The 25,831-nt window shown below is 64.2% G+C and carries 20 protein-coding genes; 12 read left to right on the plus strand and 8 right to left on the minus strand.

Annotated elements, in window-relative coordinates; translation table 11 throughout:
- Window positions 1–7: 7 nt before the first annotated feature.
- The 5 genes from zwf (at window position 8) to PATSB16_RS01275 (ending at window position 6,005) form a co-directional block, all read left to right on the plus strand.
- Window positions 8–1,477, plus strand: coding sequence for a glucose-6-phosphate dehydrogenase (zwf, locus tag PATSB16_RS01255; RefSeq protein WP_047216086.1), 1,470 nt, complete (start codon window positions 8–10; stop codon window positions 1,475–1,477).
- Window positions 1,478–1,481: 4 nt separating this feature from the next.
- Window positions 1,482–2,165: a 6-phosphogluconolactonase gene (gene pgl, locus PATSB16_RS01260; protein ID WP_047216087.1), complete on the plus strand. Its 684-nt coding sequence runs from the start codon at window positions 1,482–1,484 to the stop codon at window positions 2,163–2,165.
- The gene (locus tag PATSB16_RS01265) at window positions 2,140–4,095 is read left to right on the plus strand and encodes a bifunctional transcriptional regulator/glucokinase (RefSeq protein WP_047216088.1); all 1,956 of its coding nucleotides are present in this window, start codon (window positions 2,140–2,142) and stop codon (window positions 4,093–4,095) included. The genes pgl and PATSB16_RS01265 overlap by 26 nt, the downstream gene beginning before the upstream one ends.
- 88 nt (window positions 4,096–4,183) lie before the next feature.
- A complete protein-coding gene (locus tag PATSB16_RS01270) occupies window positions 4,184–4,393 on the plus strand; it encodes a dodecin (protein WP_047216089.1) in 210 nt (69 codons plus the stop codon).
- A 112-nt stretch (window positions 4,394–4,505) separates the two neighbouring features.
- Entirely contained in the window at window positions 4,506–6,005 is a 1,500-nt protein-coding gene (locus PATSB16_RS01275) for an AMP nucleosidase (protein ID WP_047216090.1), read from the plus strand.
- 33 nt (window positions 6,006–6,038) lie between these two features.
- Here PATSB16_RS01275 and PATSB16_RS01280 read toward each other — a convergent pair whose 3' ends face one another.
- From PATSB16_RS01280 to PATSB16_RS01305, 6 genes are all read right to left on the minus strand, one after another.
- Entirely contained in the window at window positions 6,039–6,821 is a 783-nt protein-coding gene (locus PATSB16_RS01280; protein WP_047216091.1) for a peptidylprolyl isomerase, read from the minus strand.
- A gap of 15 nt (window positions 6,822–6,836) precedes the next feature.
- Entirely contained in the window at window positions 6,837–7,523 is a 687-nt protein-coding gene (gene narI, locus PATSB16_RS01285; RefSeq protein WP_047216092.1) for a respiratory nitrate reductase subunit gamma, read from the minus strand.
- A gap of 68 nt (window positions 7,524–7,591) precedes the next feature.
- The gene (gene narJ / locus PATSB16_RS01290; RefSeq protein WP_047216093.1) at window positions 7,592–8,281 is read right to left on the minus strand and encodes a nitrate reductase molybdenum cofactor assembly chaperone; all 690 of its coding nucleotides are present in this window, start codon (window positions 8,279–8,281) and stop codon (window positions 7,592–7,594) included.
- Entirely contained in the window at window positions 8,278–9,819 is a 1,542-nt protein-coding gene (narH, locus tag PATSB16_RS01295; protein ID WP_047216094.1) for a nitrate reductase subunit beta, read from the minus strand. Before narH ends, narJ begins: the two co-directional genes overlap by 4 nt.
- On the minus strand, window positions 9,816–13,595 hold the full coding sequence (locus tag PATSB16_RS01300) for a nitrate reductase subunit alpha (protein WP_047216095.1): 3,780 nt from the start codon (window positions 13,593–13,595) through the stop codon (window positions 9,816–9,818). Before PATSB16_RS01300 ends, narH begins: the two co-directional genes overlap by 4 nt.
- Window positions 13,596–13,709: 114 nt before the next feature.
- Window positions 13,710–15,068, minus strand: coding sequence for an MFS transporter (locus tag PATSB16_RS01305; protein ID WP_047216096.1), 1,359 nt, complete (start codon window positions 15,066–15,068; stop codon window positions 13,710–13,712).
- Window positions 15,069–15,372: 304 nt separating this feature from the next.
- On the opposite strand from PATSB16_RS01305, the gene hmpA reads away from it, so the two are divergent.
- The 4 genes from hmpA to PATSB16_RS01325 all read left to right on the plus strand — a co-directional run bounded on the left by hmpA (window position 15,373) and on the right by PATSB16_RS01325 (window position 19,504).
- Window positions 15,373–16,587, plus strand: a complete 1,215-nt coding sequence (gene hmpA, locus PATSB16_RS01310) for an NO-inducible flavohemoprotein (RefSeq protein ID WP_047216097.1) — start codon at window positions 15,373–15,375, stop codon at window positions 16,585–16,587.
- Between the two features lie 376 nt (window positions 16,588–16,963).
- Window positions 16,964–18,145 carry an HPP family protein gene (locus PATSB16_RS01315; protein WP_047216098.1) on the plus strand — a complete coding sequence of 394 codons (1,182 nt, stop codon included), beginning with the start codon at window positions 16,964–16,966 and terminating at the stop codon, window positions 18,143–18,145.
- 36 nt (window positions 18,146–18,181) lie between these two features.
- The gene (locus PATSB16_RS01320; RefSeq protein WP_047216099.1) at window positions 18,182–18,349 is read left to right on the plus strand and encodes a rubredoxin; all 168 of its coding nucleotides are present in this window, start codon (window positions 18,182–18,184) and stop codon (window positions 18,347–18,349) included.
- 6 nt (window positions 18,350–18,355) lie between these two features.
- Complete coding sequence (locus PATSB16_RS01325) at window positions 18,356–19,504, plus strand: NAD(P)/FAD-dependent oxidoreductase (RefSeq protein WP_047216100.1); 1,149 nt, start codon at window positions 18,356–18,358, stop codon at window positions 19,502–19,504.
- A gap of 66 nt (window positions 19,505–19,570) precedes the next feature.
- On the opposite strand, the gene PATSB16_RS01330 is transcribed toward PATSB16_RS01325, so the two are convergent.
- Window positions 19,571–19,987 (minus strand): MarR family winged helix-turn-helix transcriptional regulator, encoded by a 417-nt coding sequence (locus PATSB16_RS01330; protein ID WP_047216101.1) that lies wholly within the window; start codon window positions 19,985–19,987, stop codon window positions 19,571–19,573.
- A 392-nt stretch (window positions 19,988–20,379) separates the two neighbouring features.
- Between PATSB16_RS01330 and PATSB16_RS01335 the strand changes: the two genes are divergently transcribed.
- Complete coding sequence (locus PATSB16_RS01335) at window positions 20,380–22,137, plus strand: ABC transporter permease (protein ID WP_156884544.1); 1,758 nt, start codon at window positions 20,380–20,382, stop codon at window positions 22,135–22,137.
- Window positions 22,138–22,178: 41 nt separating this feature from the next.
- Entirely contained in the window at window positions 22,179–23,468 is a 1,290-nt protein-coding gene (locus tag PATSB16_RS01340) for an ABC transporter ATP-binding protein (protein ID WP_072628694.1), read from the plus strand.
- 31 nt (window positions 23,469–23,499) lie between these two features.
- On the opposite strand, the gene PATSB16_RS01345 is transcribed toward PATSB16_RS01340, so the two are convergent.
- On the minus strand, window positions 23,500–24,180 hold the full coding sequence (locus tag PATSB16_RS01345) for an ArsR/SmtB family transcription factor (protein WP_047216103.1): 681 nt from the start codon (window positions 24,178–24,180) through the stop codon (window positions 23,500–23,502).
- A 158-nt stretch (window positions 24,181–24,338) separates the two neighbouring features.
- Here PATSB16_RS01345 and PATSB16_RS01350 point away from each other — a divergent pair, with 158 nt between their 5' ends.
- The gene (locus PATSB16_RS01350; RefSeq protein ID WP_047216104.1) at window positions 24,339–25,781 is read left to right on the plus strand and encodes an MFS transporter; all 1,443 of its coding nucleotides are present in this window, start codon (window positions 24,339–24,341) and stop codon (window positions 25,779–25,781) included.
- Window positions 25,782–25,831 lie beyond the last annotated feature (50 nt).

The following is a 25,831-nucleotide window of genomic DNA, read 5'->3' on the forward strand; positions in this document are numbered from 1 at the left end:
GCTCCCCATGGCTTCCACGAATACCACCCCCTCGTTCACTTTCGTGCTATTCGGCGCCACTGGCGATTTGTCGCTGCGCAAAGTATTGCCGGCGCTGTACCGCGCCCACCGTTCCGATCAACTGTGCGACGACGGGTATATCGTCGCGGTCGCCCGCAAGTCGATGGACTCGGCCGATTACCATGCGTGGGCGCGGGAGCAGGTGCGGCCCCATCTCGACATGGAACGGATCGACGAGGACGACTGGGAGCGTTTCCTGAACCGGATTACCTATGTAGCCCTCGATCTGACCCGGCAGGACGATTTCACGCAACTGCGCGACGCGCTGGACGGCAAGCCTGCCGCCCGGGTGTTTTATCTGGCGACCGGACCCGCCCTGTTCGAGCCGGTGTGCAAGGGACTGGCCGCGGCGGGGCTGCACGATGGCGGGCGAATCGTGCTGGAAAAGCCGCTTGGCCACGACTTGCGGTCGTCGCGAGAAATCAACGATACGGTCGGAGAGATCTTCAGCGAACAGCAGATCTACAGGATCGATCATTACCTCGGCAAGGAGGCGGTGCAGAATCTGCAGGCACTGCGTTTCGGCAACGCGTTGTTCGAGCCGCTGTGGCGCCGCGAGTGGATCGAGAATATTCAGATTACGATCGCCGAGGAGCTGGGGGTCGAAGGGCGGGGCGATTTTTACGATCAAACCGGCGCGTTGCGTGACATGGTGCAGAACCATCTGCTCCAGTTGCTGGCCATTGTCGCCATGGAGCCGCCGCATTCGATGGCCGCCGATCCGGTGCGCGACGAGAAGCTGCGCGTATTGCGCTCCCTCAAGCCGATTGCCATCGACGAGGTCAATCAGTTGGTGGTGCGCGGCCAGTACCAGAGCGGCCTGAGCGGCGGGGCATCGGTGCCCGCTTACGCGCGTGAGCCGGGTGTGGCTGCCGAGAGTCGGACCGAAACCTTCGTGGCGCTCAAGGCGGAGATCAACAACTGGCGCTGGGCCGGCGTGCCGTTTTTTCTGCGAACCGGCAAACGTCTGGCCGAGCGCGTGGCCGAGATCGTGATCAATTTCCGCCCGGTGCCGTATGCGCTGATGGGCGAAGCGTCGTTGCGCGCCGGCGCCAACCGGCTGGTGATCCGCCTCCAGCCGAATGAATCGATGCGGCTGTATTGCCTGGCCAAGCAACCCGGCGAAGGGATGCAATTGCAAAGTGTGCATCTTGACTTGGCGTTCGACCAGTTTTTCAAGGCCGGAAGCATGGACGCGTATGAGCGGTTGCTGCTCGACGTGATCCACGGTCGCCTGGCGCTGTTCGTACGGCGCGATGAGCAGGAGCAAGCATGGCGTTGGGTCGAACCGATCATGACCGGTTGGGCCGACAGCGCGCGCATGCCGAAACTGTATTCGGCCGGGACGTGGGGGCCGGCAGCGTCGAGCGCGCTGTTGGCGCAGCACGGCACGTGCTGGCTAGAGGAGGAAAACTGACATCATGTTGATCTGGCGAAATTTCGACTCGATCGAGGCCCAGGCCGATGGTTTGAGTGCCGCGCTGGTGCGTGCGCTGCACGACGTGCTGGAGCGCCAGCCGCGCGCATTGCTGGCGCTATCCGGCGGCAGCAGTCCGCGAGCCCTGCTGCCCCGGCTCGCGCAGTCCGGTCTGCCGTGGGAGCGCATCGATTTGACGCTGGCCGACGACCGCTGGGTTCCCGACAGCGATCCGGACAGCAATGCGCGGCTGCTGCGCGAGTGCCTGCGGCAGGCGGGCGCCGGCGCCGCGGGCTGGCTGCCGCTGGTCGACATGAGCAAGTCCGCGGCTGAACAGGTACAGCAGTTGAACGATCATTTCCCCTACCGGCAGCCCGACGTATGCGTGCTCGGCATGGGCCTCGACGGACACACCGCGTCGTTGTTTGCCGATGCGCCGCAATGGCCGCAGGCGCGCCACACGGAGGCTCGCTTCGTATTTATGGAGCCAGCCAATGCGCCCCATGCGCGCGTGAGCTGGTCGCTTGCCGCGTTGCGCGAGTGCGGCCGGCTGTTTCTATTGATTCAGGGCGAAGCCAAGCGCGACGTGCTGTGCGCCGCGGCCGAGCTCGACCAGGATAACGCGATTTCCCGTTTGAGCCGCGATCAAGGAGTGACACTGGATGTCTATTGGTGTGCCGAAGCATGAACGTGCCGGGGGCCGGGCGCGCGCCCCCCGTTTGCTGGCCGACGTCGGCGGCACGAACGCGCGCTTTACCCTCGAATTCGAGCCAGGGCAATGGCGCCATATCAAAGTCTACCCGTGTGCCGACTATGCCGGCCTGGCCGAGGTGATCCAGGCGTACCTGCGCGACGCCGCCGACGTGCTCGATGGCACGCGCGTCACGCATGCGGCCGTGGCGATCGCCACGCCGATCGATGGCGACGAAGTGGCAATGACCAATCACAACTGGCGTTTTTCGATCGAGCAGACTCGTACGACGCTCTCGCTCGATACGCTGTTGGTGGTCAATGATTTCGCCGCGCTGGCGATGGCGGTGCCGCGCCTGGACGAGCATCAGCGTGTGCCGGTGGGCGGCGGCAGCGCGCGCCCCGGCAGTGTGATCGGTGTGTTGGGCCCGGGCACCGGGCTGGGTGTCTCCGGGCTGGTGCCTGCCGGTGAGCGCTGGATACCGCTGGACAGCGAAGGCGGTCACGCAAATTTCTCGCCGGCCGATGCGCGCGAGCTCGCCGTCCTGCAGTATGCCTGGCAGACCCACGAGCATGTCTCGTTCGAGCGGCTGGTGTCGGGGCCGGGCATCGCGCTGGTGTATCAGGCGCTGGCGGCGCAGCACCAGCGTCGGGCCGAGCCGCTGGAGACCGCCGACATCGTCAAGCGGGGACTGGCCGGGCAGTGCGATCTGTGCATGGAGGCCGTCGAGTGTTTCTGCGGCATGCTCGGCACCTTCGCCGGCAATGTCGCCATCACGCTCGGCGCGCGCGGCGGTGTCTACATCGGGGGCGGTGTAGTGCCGCATCTGGGCGACTACTTCGCGCGCTCGCCGTTTCGTGCCCGCTTCGAGGCCAAGGGTCGTTTCACCGATTATCTGGCGCAGGTACCGACATTTGTCATCGCCGACCCATACCCGGCTTTCCTGGGCGTGTCCGCGATCCTGGCCGATCACCTGCGCGGCGGCACGCCCGGCGGCGCGCTGGTGGAACGGGTGCAGCATATGCAGAGCAAGCTCAGCCCGGCAGAGCGGCGCGTGGCCGACCTGATGATCAATCACCCGCGCACGCTGATCGGCGACCCGGTGGGAGAGATCGCCCGCAAGGCCAACGTCAGCCAGCCGACCGTGATCCGGTTTTGCCGATCGCTCGGTTGCCAGGGTCTGACCGATTTCAAGTTGAAACTGGCCGGCGAGCTGATCGGCTCGCTGCCGGTCGGGCAAAGCCGCGTGCGCCTGGGCGACGCCGCGTCGGATTTCGGCAGCAAGGTGCTGGACAACACCATGTCGGCGATTCTCCAAATGCGCGAGCATTTGAATTTCGACGCGCTCGAGCAAGCCATCGACCGCTTGCATCGGGCGCATCGTATCGAGTTCTATGGCTTGGGCAACTCCGGCATCGTGGCTCAGGATGCGCACTACAAATTCTTTCGCTTCGGCATCCCGACGATTGCCTATCACGACCCCTATCTTCAGGCGGCTTCGGCGGCGCTGTTGCGGCAAGGCGATGTAGTCGTGATGGTGTCGAATTCAGGCAAGTCGGAAGAGTTGCTGCGTCTGGCCGACCAGGTGCTGCGCGCTGGCGCAAGCGTCATTGCGCTGACCACCCGCGGCACGCCGCTGGCCAAAAAGGCGAGCGTGGCGCTCGAGACGGATCATCTCGAAATGCGCGATTCGCACCTGTCGATGATCTCGCGCATTCTGCATTTGCTGATGATCGACATCCTCGCGGTCGGCGTGGCGATTCGCAAGGCCTCGCCGGTGCTCGACAGCGCTGGTCAGGGCGAGGACGAGCACGGCGGGGCCCTGCCCAACGCCGCGCGCGATGCGGCCGATGCGGTGCTCGAGTGGCTCAGTCATGGCGCGGCAAGCGGCGAGGCGGTGCAACAGGGGGCCATCGGAGCGTCGTGACTTGGGGTTGATTTCGGTTGCATGACGCGCGACGCTGGCCTACGCTGGAACGAATCGGCCGCCGTCGCGGCCATCCAGGAGGAACGTCATGTCAAATCATGTCTACAAGATGATCGAATTGACCGGATCGTCGTCCACGTCGATCGAGGATGCCGTGCAACGAGCCATCGGCAAGGCCTCCGACACACTGCACAACCTGAACTGGTTCGAGATCGTCGATACGCGCGGCCATATCGAAGGCGGCAAGGTCGCGCACTGGCAAGTCACGCTCAAGGTCGGCATGCGGCTGGACGAATGACCGGCGCGCGGCCAGCGCGAATACGCCAAACGGAGTTTTGTCCAGGCGCGACCGGGCCATGTCAAAATAGGCGCACGCCGAAACCCGGCGCTTGTATTGCCAAGGATTCCGAATGCGCGAGAAAACCCCTAATCATGCGACCCGGACGATTGCCGACCCGGTTGCCGCAGTGGCGTACCTGAAGGAAATCTATGACGCCAATACGGCGCATCTGCGCGCCGCCTTCGCGCGCTTTTCCGCCGGCCGTGCGCCTGAACAGCGCGTGCGAGCCTTTTATCCGTTCGTGCGCATCACTACCGAGGATATTACGGCGCTCGACAAGCGCCTGTCATATGGTTTTGTTTCGGGGCCAGGCACTTACGAGACCACCGTGACCCGTCCGGATCTGTTTGGCAACTACTACGTCGAGCAATTGCGCCGGCTGGCCCAGAACCATCACGTTGCCTTCGACGTCGGCGTGAGCGAGGAGCCGATTCCGATCCATTTTGCGTTCGAAGAGGGTGTGTACCTCGAGGGCGACCTCGACCAGAGCCACCTGCGCGTGCTGCGCAACGCGTTCGACGTGCCCGATCTGGCGAGCATGGACGACGGCATCGTCAACGGCACTCACCCCGAATCTGCCGATGGCCCGAATCCGCTGGCATTGTTCACCGCGCCGCGGGTCGACTACTCGCTGCACCGCCTGCGGCATTACACGGCGACCTCGCCGCAGCACTTCCAGAATTTCGTGCTGTTTACCAACTACCAGTTCTATATCGATGAATTCATCGCGCTGGGCCGTGAATTGATGCGCGCCACCGATGACGCGACGCTGCGCGAATATCGCAGCCAGTACACCGCGTTTGTCGAACCTGGCGACGTGATTCACTGGAATGACAATCTCGGTGCGCGAGCCGCCGAGGGTACGCCAGTCAAGCGTCTGCCGCAGATGCCGGCATATCACCTGGTGCGCCCCGATGGCGCCGGCATCACGATGGTCAATATCGGCATCGGGCCGTCGAATGCCAAAACCATCACCGACCACATTGCCGTGCTGCGCCCGCATGCGTGGCTCATGTTGGGGCACTGCGCCGGTTTGCGAAATTCCCAGAGATTGGGCGATTACGTGCTGGCGCATGGCTACGTGCGCGAGGATCACGTGCTCGACGCCGATTTGCCGCTGTGGGTGCCGGTGCCGCCGCTGGCCGAGGTGCAGGTGGCTCTCGAGCGTGCGGTGGCCGATGTCACGCAACTCGATGATTACGAGCTCAAGCGCGTGATGCGCACCGGCACCGTGGTGACGGTCGACAACCGTAACTGGGAATTACGTGACCATCGCGAGCCGGTGCAGCGCATGAGCCAGAGTCGGGCGATCGCACTCGATATGGAAAGCGCCACAATTGCCGCCAACGGATTCCGGTTCCGGGTTCCGTACGGCACGTTGCTTTGCGTGTCAGACAAACCGCTGCATGGCGAACTCAAGCTGCCCGGCATGGCCGATCACTTTTACCGCGAGCGCGTCGACCAGCATCTGAAAATCGGCGTCAAGGCGATGGAGTTGTTGCGCGGCAGCGGCCTGGACCGGTTGCACAGCCGCAAGCTGCGCAGTTTCGCGGAAGTGGCGTTCCAGTAGACGGCGAGCCGGCCGGGCTGGAACGCCCGGCGCTCACTGCAGCAGCGGGCCCGCCTGCACGTCGAATGCAATGCCCCTGAGCTCGGCCGCGGATACCAGCAGGCTCAGGTATTGCCGGATAGACTGATGCCGCACGTGAGCCGCAAGATATTGACCGACTGCTTCCCGCACGGTGTCGAAAGGCAGTGTGGCGCCCGGCACGCGCCGCTCCACCACGACGATATGAAAGCCGTAGCGCGTGTTGACCAGGCCGGGCAACAGGCCGGTGCGCTCGCTGTCGAACACGGCCGCCTCGAATTCCGGCACGCTTTCGCCGCGGGTCAGTTGTCCCAGATTGCCGCCGACCTGCCCGGACGGGCAATTGGATAGGGTCTTTGCCAGCTCCTCGAAGCGTTCGGGATGCTGCGCCAGTTCCCGATGCGTTTGCTCGGCGCGCGCGCGCACCTGGGTCATCGCAGCGTTCGCCGTCACCGCGAAAAGGATATGGCGTACGAAGGCGACGTCAGGGCTGCGGAATTTCTTCTGGTTCGCCGTGTAGTAGCGCAAGCACTCCTCGTCCGACGGTTCGGGCATCGCGCACTCCATTGCCAGCAACCGGTCGATGGCGGCATCGTCCAACGCCGCTGCTTCGCTCAGGAGGCCCGCTTCCAGCGCCTTTTGCTTGAGCAGCTCCTGCACCACCAGCGCGCGTCGCGCCGCCTGCTCGGGGTCAGGCTGATCCGCGTGGGCCAGGGATTCCTCCGCAATCGCGCGGGCGTCGATCACGACGCCGTTGACGGCAAGCTCGGTTCCGCGGGAGACATTGATTTCCGGCATGAGAATCTCCTTCAGTTAGCGCTTGCGCACGATTTGATGCGGACGGACGAGGTACGCGGGCGTGGACAGACCGCTCCAGATGTGCACCAGGCGCGTGAACGGCGAAATCAGGAAGATCGTGAAGCCCAGTGCGATATGGGTTTTGTAGACGAGCGGCACACCCACCAGAAGAGCCGAGCTGCCGGGGGCGAACGTGACGATTCCTTTGACATAGTCGCTCAGCGTCTCGAACATGATGCCGTCCATATGCGCCATCGACATCGGCACCGTTGCCAGGCCGAGTGCGAGCTGAACCCATAATGCCAACAGCACGACGATGTCGGCGCGCGTGCTGTTGACGCGAATGCGGGGGTCGGAAAGGCGGCGGTAGAGCAGTATCGACAGCCCGATAATGGCGACGATGCCGGCGCTGCCGCCGCCGACCATGGCGATCATCTGGTGCTGGGATGCGTTCAGAAACGGCGACACCATCCAGTGCGGCGCAAGGAAGCCGGCGAAGTGGCCGGCTACCACGACCAGCACGCCGAAGTGAAACAGGTTGCTCCCCAGGCGCAATTGGCGGCGCCTCAGCAACTGGGATGAGTCACTTTTCCATGTGTATTGTTCGCGATCGAAGCGGATCAGACTGCCGATCAACCATATCGCGAGGCAGATATAAGGGTAGATGCCAAACAGGAAAGTGTTGACGAAGTGCTGGCTCATGGAACTGCTCCAACTAAAAATTGCGGTCAGGGCGGCATTGCCGATGCCGCTCCACGATGGCGGCCGAGTTATCGCGCGGGCCGTTTGTCATAAAAGTGCACGGGTTGCGGTGTCGCCCCCAGCGCGCCCGGCGCGCCCAGAAAACTCACCGGCGGATCTTCCCATTCGCGGTCGAGCGCTGCGTGGTCCGGCTCAGTCGACTCGCCGGCAACTTCCTCAGCGGCGCCCCGTTCCCGGAGCTCGCCGGCGAGCGCCAGGACTGCGTCGACCGCCGCCGCGTATGGTGTGCCCAGGGCACTGAGCGCATTCGCCAGATTGCTCACGATATGACTGATTTCGCCAAGCAGCGCTTGCGCTTCGTCGTGCTCGAGCTGGGCGAGAAACTCCAGGAATACCGGCAAATAGTCGGGCAGCTCGCCGTTGGCCAGCGCCAGCCCGTGGGCCTCGTAGGTGGTCAGTAAATCGACCATCGCCTGGCCCCGTTCGCGCGATTCGCCGTGCACGTGCTCGAACAGATAGAGCGACGCGGCGCGGCCGCGATCGAAGGTGTCGACGTAATCTTCCTGCGATTCGATGAGCGTTCTTGCCGACAGTTGATCGAGTAGCGTGTCCAGGTCAGCGCGCACGACGGGTGGCAGCGCATCAGCGCCGGCCAGTGCCGCGCGGATTTCGCCCAGCGAGTCGAGCAGGGCCTGATCGGGATAGTCGAGCAGGGCGCTGAGCATGCTCAATAACAATCGATTATGCTGAGCCATCATTTCTCCACCGAGTGTATTGGAATCGTCTTGCGCTGAGCCGACGGCCCCTTGTTGCCGGCGAACAGGCTGCCTTCGCTGGTGCCGCCCGAGCAGCCGTTGCCAAACGAGAAGCCGCATGAGGAACGCAACTCGAAGGCGTTCTCCGCATATTCCCGATGCGCGGTCGGAATCACGAAGCGATCCTCGTAGTTGGCGATCGCCAGGTACCGGTACATTTCCTCGACCTGAGCCACGTCCAGGGCGACATCGTCGAGCAGGGCCGGCGTGTCGCGGCGCTCGACGTGCCGCTCGCGCATGAAGGCGCGCATTGCCAGCAAACGCTTGAGCGCGAACTTCACTGGGGCTTCGTCACCCGCCGTGAGCAAGTTGGCGAGATAGCGCAGCGGAATGCGCAGGGCATCGACATCGGGCAGCAGACCGTTCATGCCGAGCCGTCCGTCATTGGCCGCCGCATTGATCGGCGAGAGCGGCGGCACATACCAGACCATCGGCAAGGTCCGGTATTCAGGGTGCAGCGGGAAGGCGATTTTCCATTCCATGGCCATCTTGTAGACCGGCGAATGACGTGCCGCCTCGAGCCAGCTTGCCGGCACGCCGTCGCGTTCGGCCTGCTCGCGCACCGCCGGATCGTTCGGGTCGAGGAAGATCGACAACTGAGCTTCGTACAGATCCTGCGGATCGGTTGCCGAGGCCGCTTCTTCGATGCGGTCGGCGTCGTACAGCAGCACGCCGAGATAGCGAATCCGGCCCACGCAGGTTTCGGAGCAGACCGTCGGCTGGCCGGCTTCGATACGCGGATAGCAGAAAATGCATTTCTCCGATTTGCCGCTTTGCCAGTTGTAATAGATTTTCTTGTAAGGGCAGCCCGACACGCACATGCGCCAGCCCCGGCATTTGTCCTGATCGATCAGCACGATGCCGTCTTCCTCGCGCTTGTAGATCGCGCCGGAAGGGCAGGAAGCCGCGCAGGCCGGGTTCAGGCAGTGCTCGCAAAGCCTGGGCAGGTACATCATGAAGGTGTTTTCGAACTCGCCGTAGATGTCGGTCTGCACCTGATCGAAGTTGTAGTCCTGCTTGCGCTTTTCGAATTCACCGCCGAGAATCTCTTCCCAGTTCGGGCCCCATTCGATCTTCTCCATCCGCTCGCCGGAAATCAGCGAGCGCGGGCGGGCGACCGGACTGCCCTTGCTGGCCGGCGCCTCCTGCAGGTGCGCATAATCGAAGGTGAACGGCTCATAGTAGTCGTCGATTTCCGGCAGATTCGGATTGCCGAAGATGTTCGCCAATACACGCCATTTGCTGCCGGCGCGCAGGTCGATCTTGCCGTTCGCCTTGCGCTTCCAGCCGCCCTGCCAGCGGTCCTGGTTTTCCCAGTCCTTCGGATAGCCGATGCCGGGCTTGGTCTCGACGTTGTTGAACCACGCGTATTCCATGCCCTCGCGCGATGTCCAGACGTTCTTGCAGGTGACTGAGCAGGTGTGACAGCCGATGCATTTGTCCAGATTCAGGACCATGCCGATTTGTGCGCGAATTTTCATTGCTTTTCTCCTGACCGGCCATCGCTCGACGTCTGCACCGGCGCAGACATTCGAGTGGGGGACGTGCCGTCTTTCCAATCGATCGTTGCCATTTTCCTGACGATGACGAATTCGTCGCGATTGGCGCCGACCGTGCCGTAATAGTTGAAACCGTAGGACAGCTGCGCGTAGCCGCCGATCATGTGGGTCGGCTTGAGCAAGACCCGGGTTACCGAGTTGTGAATGCCGCGTACGCCGCTGACTTCGGTGCCGGGCGTATTGATGATCTTTTCCTGCGCGTGATACATGAATACCGCGCCGGCCGGAATGCGCTGGCTGACCACCGCGCGTGCTGCCAGCGAGCCGTTCAGGTTGAACGCCTCGATCCAGTCGTTGTCGACCACGCCGATTTTCTTTGCGTCGATTTCCGAGATCCAGACGATCGGGCCGCCGCGCGAAAGCGTGAGCATCAGCAGATTGTCGGTATAGGTGCTGTGAATTCCCCACTTCTGGTGCGGCGTGAGGAAATTCAGCGCGATTTCGGGGTTGCCGTTTGAGCGTTCACCGGATGTTTGACCGATGCTGCGCGTGTCGACCGGCGGTTTGTAGACGCATAGCGCCTCGCCGAAATCGCGCATCCAGGGGTGATCCTGGTAAAGCTGTTGGCGACCCGACAGGGTGCGCCATGGAATCAGCTCGTGCACGTTGGTGTAGCCGGCGTTGTAGGACACATGCTCGGATTCGATACCGCTCCAGGTCGGCGACGAGATGATCTTGCGCGGTTGCGCCTGAATGTCACGAAAGCGGATGCGTTCGTCCTCCCTGGCGCGGGCGAGGTGCGTGTGGTCGATCCCGGTGCGGGCCGACAGCGCTTGCCAGGCCTTGACGGCAACGCCGCCATTGGTTTCGGGGGCCAGCGACAGGATCACTTCGGCCGCGTCGATGCCGGAAAGAATCTGGGGCCGGCCCTGCGAGATGCCTTCGTCTCTGACCGGGGAGTTCAGGTCGCGCAACTGCTCGATCTCGTCGCCGGTTTGCCAGTTGATGCCTTTGCCGCCGTTGCCCAGCGAATCCAGCAGCGGACCAAGCGAGGTGAATTGGCGGTAAATGTTCGGGTAGTCGCGCTTGACCACCGTCACATTGGGCATTGTCTTGCCGGGAATCGGTTCGCATTCGCCGTGTCCCCAGTCGGCGATTTCGCCGTTCTGGGCAATCTCCCCGGCGCTGTCATGCTGCAGCGGCGAGAGCACCACGTCCTGCTCGACGGCCAGGTGGCCGCGCGCGAGCGCGGAAAATTCGCGGGCAATGCCCTTGTAGATGTCCCAATCGCTCTTGGCCTGCCATGCGGGATCGACCGCTGCCGACAGCGGGTGAATGAACGGGTGCATGTCGGACGTGTTCATGTCGTCCTTCTCGTACCAGGTTGCCGTGGGCAGCACGACATCCGAGTACAGGCAGGTGGTCGACATCCGGAAGTCCAGCGTCACGACCAGATCGAGCTTGCCTTCAGGCGCCTGATCGTGCCACTTGACTTCCTTGGGCAGAACGCCCGCGGTGGCGCCGAGGTCCTTGCCCTGCACGCCATGTTCGGCGCCAATCAGGTGCTTGAGGAAGTATTCGTGCCCCTTGCCCGACGATCCGAGCAAGTTGGAGCGCCACACGAACAGATTGCGCGGGAAGTTCTCCGGCGCATCCGGATCGACACAGGACATTTCCAGCGAGCCGTCCTTGAGCGCCTGCGCGACATAAGCGGCGGCGCCGGCCGCGCCGGCCGCGCGGCCGATATCGAGCGGATTGGTCTTGAGCTGCGGCGCGGAGGGCAGCCACCCCATGCGCTCGGCACGCACGTTGTAATCGATCGGACTGTCGGAGTGCGCGGGTTGTCCGGCCAGCGGCGACAGAAGATCGCTGATTTTCATCGTTTCGTAGCGCCACTGGTCGGTGTGCGCATAGAAAAACGACGTGCCGTTCATGACCCGGTTCGGCCGATACCAATCGGTGCCGAACGCCAGCGGCAGCCAGCCGGTCTGCGGCCGCAGCTTTTCCTGGCCGACGTAATGCGACCAGCCCCCGCCTGAGCGCCCGATGCAGCCGCACATGATGAGCAGGTTGATGATCCCGCGATAGCTCATGTCCATGTTGAACCAGTGGTTCAGGCCGGCGCCGAGAATCACCATCGATTTGCCCTGCGTCTTGTCGGCATTGTCGGCAAATTCGCGCGCCACGGCGATGACGTCCTGACGTTTGACGCCGGTGATCTTTTCCTGCCATGCGGGCGTGTATGGCACGTCGTCGTCGAAACTGCCGGCCACGTTCGGGCCGCCGAGCCCCTGGTCCACGCCGTAATTGGCCACGAACAGGTCATACACCGTGGCGACCAGCACTTCGCCATTGCGCGTTTGCACCCTGCGTACGCCGATACGGCGCGGCAGTACGCTGTCGTGCCCGGTGTGGGCAAAGTGGGTGTGCTCGACGTTGCCGAAATACGGGAAGGCGACGTCGACCACCTCGTCATGCGCGGCAACGAAGGACATTGCCGGACGGATCCGCTGTCCTTGCGCGTCTTCTTCCTTCAGGTTCCATTTGCCGGCGTCGCCGCCTTCCTTCTGTCCCCAGCGAAAGCCGATCGAACCGAGCGGGGCCACCGGCTTGCCGCTCAGTTCGTCGAACGCGACAGTCTTCCAGTCCGCGTTGTTGTCCTGGCCGAGCGCATCGTCGAATTCCGCGGCACGCAGCATCCGCTCCGGCACGTAATGGTTGCCCTGCTTTACCACGCGTACCAGCAGAGGCATGTCGGTGTAGCGGCGGCAGTATTCGGCGAAATACTCGCTCTTGGCAGCCACATGAAACTCTTTGAGTACGACGTGCCCCATCGCCAGCGCGAGCGCCGCATCGGTGCCTTGCTTGGGGTGCAGCCAGATATCGCCGAACTTCGCTCCCTCGGCGTAGTCGGGAAACACCGAAACGACCTTGGTGCCGCGGTAGCGCACCTCGGTCATGAAGTGGGCGTCCGGCGTGCGGGTCTGCGGTACGTTGGAGCCCCACATCATGATGAAGGTGCTGTTGTACCAGTCTGCCGACTCAGGTACGTCGGTCTGTTCACCCCACGTTTGCGGCGAGGCGGGCGGCAGATCGCAGTACCAGTCGTAGAAGCTCAGGCCGACACCGCCGATCAGCGAGAGATAGCGGCTGCCGGCTGCGTATGAAACCATCGACATGGCCGGAATCGGCGAGAAGCCGATGACCCGGTCGGGACCATATTTTTTGACGGTATGCACGTTGGCCGCGGCGACGATCTCGTTGACCTCGTCCCAGCTCGCGCGCACGAAACCGCCCAGGCCGCGACGCCGCACGTATGAAGCACGGGCTGTGGGATCGTCGACGATCGCACGCCAGGCTTCGACCGGCTCCATGCTCAGCCGCTTCTCGCGCCACTGCGTGAGCAAGGCGCTTCGGACCAGCGGGTATTTGAGGCGGTTGGCACTGTACAGGTACCAGGAATACGAGGCGCCGCGCGCGCAGCCGCGCGGCTCGTGATTCGGCATGCCGGCGCGGGTGCGCGGATAGTCGGTCTGCTGGGTCTCCCAGGTCACGATGCCGTTCTTGACGTAAATCTTCCAGGAGCACGAACCGGTGCAATTGACACCATGGGTCGAGCGGACGATTTTGTCATGTTGCCAGCGCTGCCGGTAACCGTTTTCCCATTTGCGGTCTTCCTGGGTGGTCATCCCATGACCGTCGGAGAATTTGGGCCGGGCCGAGGAAAAGTAGCGCAATCTATCCAGAAAGTGGCTCATAGGTATCTCAGGTCGTTGCCTTCGGGTGGGCAGGGTGTGTGAAGTAGAAGGTGGCGGTCGATCCGTGGGCCGTGCGGCTCACACGCGGCCGCCGCACGGATACGGGCATACCGCTCACGCGCCGGCGCGTGAACCGGCCGCCGCTCGGGCAACGCTGCCGACCACGCGCGGCTTGACATCGTTGCGCTTGACGTAGAGCAGGCATGTCAGCGCCAGGCTTGCGATGGCCAGGACGATATAAACCATGTAGCCGCGCGCATAGCCGATGTGGCCCATCGATTGCGCGACCCGCCCGAGCAGCGGGGGTACCACGAAGCCGCCGAGCGCACCCAACCCGCCGACCCAGCCGGCTGTGCCGCCGACCGCATCCGGAACGTAATGGGGCACCAGCTTGAAGACTGCCGCGTTGGCCACGCCCATGCCGGCGCCGATCAGGAACTCACCGGTGACCGTCAGCCAGAAGTCTTGCGAGACGGTCATGAGCACCGCGCCAACCAGCACTGTCGTGTAGGACGCCAGCGCGACCTTTTCTCCGCCGAAGCGATCCGACCAACTGCCGCCAGGCACGCGGATGATGGAGGCGAACAGCGAGAAACCGGCGGTCAGTGCCACGGCGACCCAGCCCGGCGCCTTGTAGAAGGACGTCCAGAAAGTGGGCAGCCAGGCCGTCAGCGCAAGGAAGCCACCGAAGGAAGTGAAATACAGCGCTACCAGAGGCCAGGTACGCCAGCTGGCCGCCGAATCGAGCAGAGTGCGCAGCACACTGGTTGCCGGGAACATCTCCTGGCCGTGGGTTTTCGCCAGTGCTTGCGCTTCGGCGACCGGCAGGTCCTGCTGGCCACGCAGCTGGAAATACGGCGCGTTGTAACCAAGGAAGAGATACAGCACGATACCGACGAGCACGATGGCCAGCGAGACCAGGTAGCCTACCCACAAGCCGCCGGCGGCAATGATCAGCGGCAGCAGGATCGCGACCAACCCCGGCGAGGTGTTGCCCAACCCGGCGTAGATGGCCAGAGCCTTGCCCTGCTCGGACTTCGGAAACCAGTAGGAGACCTGCCCGATACCGACGGAGAACGTCGCTATGCCGCACCCGCCCAGCGCGCCGAAGAACAGCAGCAGCGGGTAGTGCGCCTGGGTCAGATTGTTCGGGTAAAGCGTCAGGAGCATCCAGTAAAGTCCGGCAATGCCGACCACCGAGGCGAGCAGCAACACCAGGAACGGCAGCTTGCCGCCGTTGCGGTCGACCCAGGCGCCGAACGGAATGCGCAGGAGCGAGCCGGTAAGCATCGGCATCGCCACCAGAAATCCGACTTGCGATGGGCCGAGCTTCATGACCTCGATGAAGCTGCGTGCGGTGGGGCCGAACAGCGAGACCGCACCGAAGCCGATGAAAAATCCGATCGTCGCTCCGATCAGGGAGCGTTTCGCACTGCCATGAATGTCATGAGTGCCCGGAGATGAAGATGCCATTTTCTTCCTCGCTGAATATCTGGTCAGGGTCTGTTTCCGGGGCAGTGGCCCCTGTGCTTGGTTGACGGCCCGGGTTCGGGAGAACCCGGTGTAGCCGAGGTAGCGCAATTTGCTTTTTTAAAGGCTACCGAGATGGTTATATCGCGCCATGACAAATATCAAAGTTGATGCCGCATTTGCGAAAATGCCGCAAAAACCGCGGTTTTCATGTGTTCACGGCAGGGGTGCGGCACTCTGTCACAGGGACAAACGCAGGACGTTCCATTTAATATGCATATAACATGCCTATTTACAAAAGGAACCGATGATGACTCCCGAACAAATCGCCGTGGTGCAAGCAACCGTCCCCGTTTTGGAAGTTCACGGCGAAGACATTACGCGGCACTTTTATCGCCGCATGTTCACGCATCACCCCGAGCTGAAGAACATCTTCAATCAGGGACATCAGGCCAGCGGCAATCAGCAACGCGCGCTGGCCGGCGCCGTGTATGCCTATGCGCGCAACATTGCGAATCCAGGCGTGCTGGAAGCGGCATTGACCCGCATCGCGCACAAGCATGTGAGCCTGGGCATCGAGCCGGCCCAATATTCGATCGTGGGCACCCATCTGCTGGCGTCGATTCGCGAGGTATTGGGCGAGGCGGCGACCGACGAGATTCTCGACGCCTGGAAGGCCGCTTACGAACAGCTGGCCGATCTATTGATCGCGCAGGAAGCCTCGTTGTATGAGGCAAACGATGCCGTGCCCGGCAGCTGGCGCGGCTGGCGCAAATTGAAAGTGGAGCGAAAAGTTCGGGAGAGCAGCGAGATCACGTCGTTTTATCTGGTGGCTTCCGACGGCAGCGCCTTGCCGACGTTTCGCCCCGGGCAGTACGTCAGCGTCAAGCGGCATATCCCCGGCCTCGAGCTGGAACAGCCCCGCCAATACAGTTTGTCGGACGCCCCTCATGGCCGCTGGCTGCGCATTTCGGTCAAGCGTGAAGACGGCGACGCGGCTGCGCAACGGCCGGCGGGATGGGTATCGAGCGAGCTGCACGCCAACCTCAATGAAGGGGACGAGCTGCACGTCAGCGCGCCGTATGGCGATTTCTATCTGGACGAATCCCGTGATACGCCGATCGTCATGATCAGCGGCGGTGTGGGACTCACGCCGATGATGTCGATGCTCAATGCGCTGGTATGGCAAGGCAGCCAGCGGCCCGTGCTGTTCGTGCACGCTTGCCGCGACGCTCAAGTGCATGCCATGAAAACGCGCCTGAACCGCATCGTCGAGGAATGCCCGCAAGTCACGCGTGCGGTGTTTTACGAAACCGTCACGCCCCAGGATGTGCGCGGGCGGGATCATGACTTCGCCGGTCTCGTCGATCTCGACGCGTTGGGCGAAGCCTTGCTGATGCCGCAGGCCGACTACTATTTGTGCGGTCCGTTGCCGTTCATGCAGGCGCAGCGCGACGGCTTGCTGGCGCGCGGCGTGGATCCCGAGCGCATCCATTGGGAGGTTTTCGGGTCCGGCAACTGAGCGCCGGATATCCGGCGATCCACCCATACCTATCAGGCGTACCCGCCGGAACGTCGCGCGGGTAGCTGCAAATCAATCAAGGGGAGCTGCGGGCTCCCCTTGCGCATTTCCCTCTTCGGTTTTTCTCTGCCGTGCGGCGCACCCGGTTCCGTGTGCGCTGTAACGGTTGCGCCTTGCGTGCTGATCGCCAGAATCCCCACCCGAGCGGTTTCCGACTGTGTCGGGTTGTTTTGTTTATAAGTAAAACATTATGAAAACAATAATAACAATTTAATTTTAATTATATTGAAAGGCTTCCATCATGCCAGCTCGGATTCGCCGCGCGGCATGCCATCGAACGGCACGGCGCGGCATCACAGTGGAGGAGCCCTCGTCGATGGCGTATCCCGAGCCCCAAGCCGGCATCAAGCGCTGGTTGCTCAGCTTTGTGCCGAGCCAGGTCGCCGTGCGCTGGCCGGAGCGCCTGCGCGCGTGCCTTGGCGCGCTGCTGGGGATCGCCCTGACCGGCGGCTCGACAGTTTTCCTGCTCGGCTCGACGACAGCGATTCCCATGCTGGTCGCCCCGATGGGCGCCTCTACCGTATTGCTGTTCGCGGCGCCGGCCAGCCCGCTGGCGCAACCGTGGTCGATCATCGGCGGGAATATCGTGGCCGCGGTGGTGGGAGTCGCGTGCGCGCAATGGATCGCCAGTCCGCTCGACGCCGCGGCGCTGGCCGTGTCGCTGGCAATCGGCGTCATGCTGGTACTGCGCTGCCTGCATCCGCCCTCGGGCGCCGTGGCGCTGACCGCCGTGCTCGGCGGGCCGTCGATCCATGCCATGGGTTACGGCTTTGTACTGGCGCCGGTGGCCCTGCAGTCTTTCGCCCTGCTCGGGGCCGCGCTGATTTACCACGCAGCCACCGGGCATCGCTACCCGCACGGCGGCGTCCAACTCGCGGAGCCGGCGGCTTCCGATGCCGGGCCGGTCGCCGCGGGCATCACGCATGCCGACGTCGAGGCGGTGCTGCGTCGGCGCACCGAATGGCTCGACATCGATCCAGCGGATCTGGAGGCCCTGTTGCGCGAGACCGAGTGGCAAGCGTATGCGCGCACCTTCAGCGAACTCAGCTGCGGCGACATCATGTCGCGTCGGATACGTGCCGTGCCCGCCACCGCGACGCTGGATGCGGCTCGCCGCCTTTTGAGCGAGCAGGGGGTCGGGGTGCTGCCTGTGATCGATGTGGGCCGTCGAGTGATCGGCAGCGTCGCGCTGGAAGACCTGCGCCATGCGCGGACCGAGGGGTGGGCGGCCAGGCTCATTGGCGCTATGCTGCGGCCCTGGCAGGAGACTGCTGCCGGCATTGCCACGGTTGATCGGACGGTAATGCGCGACGACCAGAGCGGCACGGTGGATGCCAACGCGTCGATCGCCGAATTGGTGCCGCTGTTTGCGCAATCGGAGCGCCAATGCGTCGCCGTGCTCGATGCGAACCGGCAACTTGCCGGCATTATCACGCAAGCGGATTTGATCGCCGGCATGTATCGTTACACCCGAGCGCCGCAGCGTGCCGCGGCCTGAGGCTGCCGCCGGCGGCCCGTGCTCAGGAGGTGCCCCATGAAAATCTGGCAATGCTCGATTTGCGGCTTTACCTACGACGAGGCCTTGGGCCTGCCCGAGGAGGGCGTCGCGCCCGGCACGCGCTGGGAAGATGTGCCTGCGAGCTGGTCGTGCCCGGAGTGCGGCGCCACCAAGAGCGAATTCGACATGGTCGAGCAGCGCTGAGCGGACATGGCCAACGCGAACGCGCCCATTGTCATCGTCGGCAGCGGGCTGGCCGGGTACAACGTGGCGCGCGAAGTGCGCAAGCTCGACAGGCAAGTCGCAATACTGCTCGTGACCGAAGAGCGCGGCGACTTCTATTACAAGCCGGGGCTGTCCACCGCCCTCGCGCAGAAAAAAACGCCCGAGATGCTGGTCGGCACGCCCGCCGACGAAATGGCCCGCTCGCTCGAGCTCACCCTGTTGGCCGACACCGAAACCACAGCGGTCGACCTCGAGCGGCGCCGCATCGTCACGTCGAGCGGGCAATTCGGCTACGGCAAATTGGTGTTGGCGCTGGGCGCCGACCCGATCGTCCTGCCGATCGGTGGCGACGGCGCGGCCTGTTGCCTGCCGGTCAATGATTTGGCCGGTTACGCGCGCTGGCGCACGCGCCTCGCGTCGGCACGGCGCGTCGCGGTGATCGGTGCGGGGCTGATTGGGTGCGAGTTTGCCAATGACCTGCTGCACGCCGGCATGACGCCGCACGTCATCGATCCCAATCCATTGCCGCTGGCCACCCTGATCCCGCCGACGGCGGGGCAGGCCCTGCGCGACGCCCTGGCTGCGGCCGGCGTGCAGTGGCGGCTGGGCACCGCGGTCAGCACCATCGAGCGGGCCGCGGGCGGCCTTTGCCTGCAATTGACCGACGACCAAACGCTCGCAGCCGACCTGGTGCTGTCGGCCGTCGGCCTGCGGCCGCGCACCGGCCTGGCCCGGGCATGCGGTCTGCGCACGGGCCGCGGCATTTGGGTCGACGAATTCGGGCAAACCAGTGCGCAAGATGTCTTTGCGATAGGCGATTGCGCCGAATACGGCAGCGGTGTGCTGCTTTTCGTGCAGCCGATCATGCTTGCCGCGCGCCAGCTGGCGAAAACGCTGACCGGTGCGTCCAGCGCCATTCGCTTTCCACCGATGCCGGTGATCGTGAAAACCCCGGCCCACCCGGTGGTGGCGCTGAATCCGCCGCCGGCGACGCCTGGCGCATGGAGCGCGGAATCGTCACAGGACGGCGTGGTTCAGTGGTTCGAGACGCCCGACGGCCAGACCCGCGGCTTCGCGCTTACCGGGGCGGCGACACAACGGCGCGCCGAGGCGATGAAACGAGTGGGCGCCTGACAGGCTCGCCGCCGCCCCGCCGGCCGTCATTGTCCGGTGGCAAAGTCACGCCATGCGAGCGCCCGCTCACATATTGATGCGCGGTACCCTGAAGGTGCCATCGAGCGTTTTGAGCTCGGCGCGGTGCAACGCCGCGAGTGCCGACAGGAATTGCTCGCCGCGCGGCAGCAAGTGGACTTCGACCTGACGCCGGTCATGGACGCTGGGCTTGCGCTTGACCAGCTTCAGCTTCTCGCAGCGCGAAACCAGCGCCACGGCGCTGTGGTGCTGCGACTGCAGCCGCTCGGCCAGTTCACCCACGGTGGCCCACTCGCGCCCGGGAAAGCCTTTGATGTGCAGCAGCAATAAATATTGCTGGGGCGTGATACCGGCCCGATGGGCCGCGTTTTCACTGAAACGTATGAAGCTGCGCAATTGGTAGCGGAATTCCGAGAGCGCCTCGAAATCCTGTTTGCGCAAATCGGACGGGGGGGATTGAGTCATATCGGGCTCATAAAAGTGTCAGTCAGCCGCGACAGTGTAACGCCCGACGGCAGCGGAAAACCGCGGCGAGCCTGGAAAACGCGCAGGCGACGCTGTCGCTTTCTCCCCGGGAAAACCCCATGCTTTGGGCCATTTCCAGGGTCGTGGTGTGCGTTGCGAGGATTCGCCCGGAGCACGTCGCAACGAGCGTGCGCGGCCTCGCCACGAGGCTTGGCGCGGGGCCGCAAGCAATAAAAATAACGGGAATCGGTCAATCGGGGGCTCGGGAAAGTATCATATAGCCCTTGCGCCGGCCCGATCGGGCCGGCGATTGTGACTGTCACAGACTTGTAGTAGTGTCGCGGCAAGCTTTGGCGCACCGTGCCGCCTCAACCCCCTTTCCCAGACTGAAGATGCGCTTTCAATTGAGCTTGCAGCTGAATGCATCGGCCCAGCGATTGCTGCCCAATCGCTGGGATTTCGTCGCTTTTCCGCTCATTATCGGGCTGATCGCACTGATCGGCATTGGCGTGCATCAGACTTGGGAGCCACTGTCGAAGCTGCAGGCCTCGGCGATTTCGCTCGATCCGGCCGAGCTGCCCTGGTATGCGTTGCGCACCATCCTGCGCATGCTGACCGCGATGGCCGTCGCGCTGATATTCACGCTGACCTACGGCACCCTGGCGGCCAAGAATCGGCGTGCCGAAAAGGTGCTGGTGCCGATTCTCGACATCCTGCAGTCGGTGCCGGTGCTCGGCTACATCTCGTTTACCGTGACGTTTTTCCTGGCGCTGTTCCCTGGCAGGGTAATCGGCGCCGAATGCGCGGCGATTTTCGCGATCTTCACCAGCCAGGCATGGAACATGACGTTCAGCTTTTACCAGTCGCTGCGCACCGTGCCACGCGATCTGGACGAAGTCGCGCGCAGTTTTCACCTGAGCGCATGGCAGCGGTTCTGGAAGCTCGACGTGCCATTCTCGATGCCCGGGCTGGTGTGGAACATGATGATGAGCATGTCCGGCGGCTGGTTCTTCGTGGTCGCCTCCGAGGCCATCACCGTCGGTAACAGCACCATCACGCTGCCGGGGGTGGGCTCGTACCTCGCGCAGGCCATCGCCGAGCGCAACCTGCATGCGATCGGCTGGGTCATCGTGACGATGGTGGTGGTCATTTTGCTGTACGACCAATTGCTGTTCCGCCCGCTCGTGGCCTGGACCGACAAGTTCCGCATGGACCAGACCAGCGCGCAGGACGAGCCGGAATCGTGGGTGCTCAACCTGGTGCGCCGCACGCGTCTGATCCAGTTCATTCTGCGGCCGTTCGGCGCGCTCTGGCAGCGTTTCATGCGGCTGCGCTGGCGCGCGGTGCAGGGCGGTCGCCCGAGCGCGCCGTGGCGCGCGCCGCTGCCCGGCATCCTCGGCAATCGGCGCGCAGGGGATATCCTGTGGGGCGGCGTCGCGTTGATCCTGACCGTGACGGTCGCCGGGTGGGTGATCTCCTACATGAGCCGCAGCGTCACCTGGGGCGATATCGGTTACGTGCTGCTGCTCGGCGTGATTACGCTGCTGCGCGTGACGTTGCTGATCGCGCTGGCTTCGCTGGTATGGGTGCCGATCGGCGTGATCATCGGATTGCGCCCGGCGCTGGCGGAAAAAGTGCAGCCGCTGGCCCAATTCCTCGCGGCGTTTCCGGCCAACCTGCTGTTCCCGGTGTTCGTCGTGGTGATCGTGCGCTTTCACCTGAACCCCGATATCTGGCTCAGTCCGCTGATCGTGCTGGGCACGCAGTGGTACATCCTGTTCAACGTCGTGGCTGGTGCTTCGGCGTTTCCCAACGACCTGCGCGAGGCGGCCACCAACCTGCGCATTCGCGGCTGGCAGTGGTGGCGCCAAATCATGCTGCCGGGTATCTTCCCGTATTACGTGACGGGGGCCATCACTGCCTCGGGCGGTGCGTGGAACGCCAGCATCGTGGCCGAAGCCGTATCCTGGGGCAACACCCACGTGGCCGCGCACGGGCTCGGCGCCTACATCGCGCAGACCACGGCGGCCGGGGACTATGCCCATATCGTGCTGGGCATCATCGTCATGTCGCTGTTCGTGACCTTATTCAATCGCCTGCTGTGGCGTCCGCTGTACGCTTTCGCGGAAAATCGCCTGCGCCTCGATTAAGGAGTCTTTTCGTGTACAACCCCAATGCCGCCGCCAAACCCATGCTGGGACCGGAAATCCTGTCGGTCAAGAATGTCCAGCGCGGTTTCAGCAAGGCGCAGGGCACGCTGCTGGTGCTCGACGATGCCAATCTGACGCTGCGCGAAGGCGAGATCGTCGGGCTGCTCGGGCGTTCGGGCTCCGGCAAATCGACCCTGTTGCGCATCATCGCCGGACTGATCCAGCCGACCAGCGGCGAGGTGCTCTATCAGGGCAAGCCGCTCGATGGCCCGGCGCAGGGCGTGGCGATGGTGTTCCAGACCTTCGCGCTGTTTCCCTGGCTGACGGTGCTGGAAAACGTCGAAGCCGGGCTCGAGGCGCTCGACGTCCCGCCGCGCGAGCGCCGTGCGCGCGCGCTGGCGGCAATCGATCTGATCGGTCTGGACGGGTTCGAGAACGCCTATCCGCGCGAGATGTCGGGCGGCATGCGGCAACGCGTCGGGTTTGCCCGCGCGCTGGTGGTCGATCCCAACATTCTGCTGATGGACGAGCCGTTTTCTGCGCTCGACGTGCTCACCGCCGAGACGCTGCGCACCGATCTGCTCGACCTGTGGAACGACAGCAAGCTGCCGATCAAGTCGGTCCTGATCGTCACCCACAATATCGAGGAAGCGGTCTTCATGTGCGACCGCATTCTCGTGTTGTCGTCCAACCCGGGGCGCATCATGGCCGAGATCACCGTGCCGTTCCCGCATCCTCGCAATCGGCTCGACCCCGGTTTTCGCCAGATGGTCGACGACATCTACACACGCATGACCGCGCGCCAGTCGTTCGATGCCGCGCGTCGGGCCACATTGGAGCTGGGCAGCCGCCTGGCGCAGGTCTCGACCAACCTGATGGCTGGTCTTATCGAGACGGTCGCCTCGGCCCCCTACAACGGCAATGCCGATTTGCCGGAAATCGCCCGCAGCCTGCACTTCGAGGTCGACGATCTTTTTCCGGTCGCCGAATTCCTGCAGACGGTCGGCTTCGCCGAGGTGCGCGAGGGCGACATCAAGCTCACCCCCGCCGGGCGCGTCTTCGCCGAACACGGCACCCAGGAGCGCAAGATGCTGTTCGCCGATCTGCTGCTGCGCTCGGTGCCGCTGGCCGCGCGCATCAAACAGGTGCTCAACGAGCGCCCTGGCCGGCGCGCGCCGCGCGTGCGCTTCAAGCAGGAGCTGGAGGATTTTCTGTCCGACAGCGCGGCCGACGACACGCTCGATGCCGTCATCAACTGGGGCCGCTACGCCGAGATCTTCTCGTACGACGACCAGACCGAGATGTTCAGTCTGGACGACATCGTCAGCTGAAGCCCGCCGGGCGGCCGCCTCGCCCGGCTTCTCATAACAGCGGGCGCAACGCCTGGGCACCGGCAGGCGTCAGGCGCAGCACCCGATGTTCGCGCGTGCGCTCGACATACTTGTGCGCCAGCAAATGCTCGAGCAGGGCCGCGCCCAGGCTGCCCGCCATATGCGGCTTGCGCTCGCTCCAGTCCAGGCATTTGGGGGCGAAGGCCCGTCGCCTGCGGCGCAGCGCGCCGGCGTCGATACCCTGCTGGACACACCAGCGCTCGCCCGCCGGCGTCAGAGAGAACTCCCGCTCGGTCTCGGCAAGCAGGCCCTGGCGCGTCAACCCGCCCAGCAGATCGATCGCCAGCGCGCCGGCGAGATGGTCGTAGCAGGTGCGCGCGAAACGCATGGTGTCGGGCGTGCTCGATGGCACCTCGCGGGCTTCGGTGCTCATGGCGCCGAGCGCGGCGAACGACTCGACGGCCATCGCCACGCGCGGGCTGGCCAGCGTGAAATAGCGGTGCCGGCCCTGTTCGATCACGTGCAGCAGGCCCGCATTGAGCAGCTTGCGCAAATGCATGCTGGTATTTTGCGCCGACGCGTTGGCGGCCCAGGCCAGCTCGCTGGCGGTCCGGGCCTTGCCGTCGAGCAGCGCCCACAGAATGGTCAGACGCGTGGCATCGCCCAGCAGGGTGGCGATGGCGCGGGCTTCGGCATGCGGGACACCGGTCATGGCGATGCTCCTGGCAGTTGTCGATAAGGTCTATTGTGCCGCAGCGTATGCCATGACGATTCATCGTGCAATGAAACGTCGATGCTTCAGCCGGCGCTGAAACCCGGCGCGGCCCGCGCGTCGCACACTGGCTCATATCGATTTCGAGAGCCCGAACCATGATTTCCCCCTCCAACCTTGCTTCCGCGCCCGCCACGCAAATGATCGCGCGCCGTCGCCGCGCGATACTGATCACCATGTGCCTGGGCGTGCTGATGGCACAGATCGACACCTCGGTCGTCAATCTGGCCGCGCGGCAAATCGGCCAGGACCTGCATGCTTCGCTGTCGCAACTGCAGTGGGTCATCGACGCCTACAACCTTGCGTATGCCACGCTGCTGCTCAGCGGCGGCGCGCTCGGCGACCTGTTCGGGCGACGCCGGCTGTTTCTCGCCGGCGTGGCGCTGTTCGCGCTCGGCTCGGCGATGTGCGGGCTGGCGCCCGCGATCGGCTGGTTGCTCGTCGGGCGCGTGGTGGCCGGCCTCGGCGCGGCGGTGATGCTGCCCAACTCGCTGGCGATTCTGGCCGACACCTACCCGGAAGCCAAAGCCCGCTCGCAGGCCATTGGCGTGTGGGCCGGCTGCAACGGCCTGGCCTTCGCGCTCGGTCCGACCATCGGCGGCATGCTGGTCGACAGTGCCGGCTGGCGCAGCATCTTCGCGCTGATCCTGCCGTTGGCCGGCCTCGCGGGGTGGATGGCCGGGCTGTACGTGCCGGCCACCCGCGGCGCGCCGCAACGCAAGCTCGACCTGCCGGGGCAGATCCTTGCCGCGGCGGCCCTCGCGGCGCTGGCCTTCGCAGTGATTCAATGGCCCGTGACGGGCCCGCACGCGCTCATCATGCGCGCGGCGATTGCCGTGGCCGGGCTGGCCACGCCCGCCTTCATCGGCTGGCAGATTCGCTGCGGCGACGGGCTGATGCCGCTGGCCTTGTTTCGCAATGCGTCGTTCTCCGCCGCGATGGTGATTGCCGCGGCCATGACGTTCGGCATGTATGGCCTGATTTTCCTGTTGCCGCTGCTGCTGCAGTCGAGTTACGGCTTGAGTGCCCTCGAGGCCGGGCTGGCGATGCTGCCGATGTCGCTGTCGTTTCTGATCGTGTCCCGCTATGTCGGCTCGCTCGCGCATGCGCTCGGGCCGCGCGCGACGATGAGCGCGGGCATGAGCCTGATGGGAGCGGGCCTGCTGGCCTTGAGCTGGGCGGCAGGCGAGACCGGCGGCGCGTTGCCGCTGGCCGGGCTGATGGCCCTGTTGCTGCTGCCGGGCATCGGCCTGGGGCTTAACACCGGTCCGGTGATGTCGGTTGCCGTGAGCAGCGTGCCGGCGGAGCGCACCGGCACGGCCGCCGGCCTGATCAACACTGCGCGAATGGTGGGCGCGACGCTGGGCGTGGCGGTGCTGGGCGCCGTCGCTGCGGCGCACATGATGCAGGCCGCGGGAGTGCATGGCTGGCCGGCGGGCTACGCGCTGGCTTTTCGCGGCGGCGGCTGCGTCGAGCTCGCCGGAGCGCTGGTGGCGTCGTGGAAAATCGAGCGCAATGCGCTGGTGCGGCAGCCGTCGTGAGCGTGAGGCGAGCGTCACGCTTGACTGCCTGGCCCGAATATGGATGACTA

It is taken from the genome of Pandoraea thiooxydans, assembly GCF_001931675.1.
Taxonomy (GTDB): Bacteria; Pseudomonadota; Gammaproteobacteria; order Burkholderiales; family Burkholderiaceae; genus Pandoraea; species Pandoraea thiooxydans.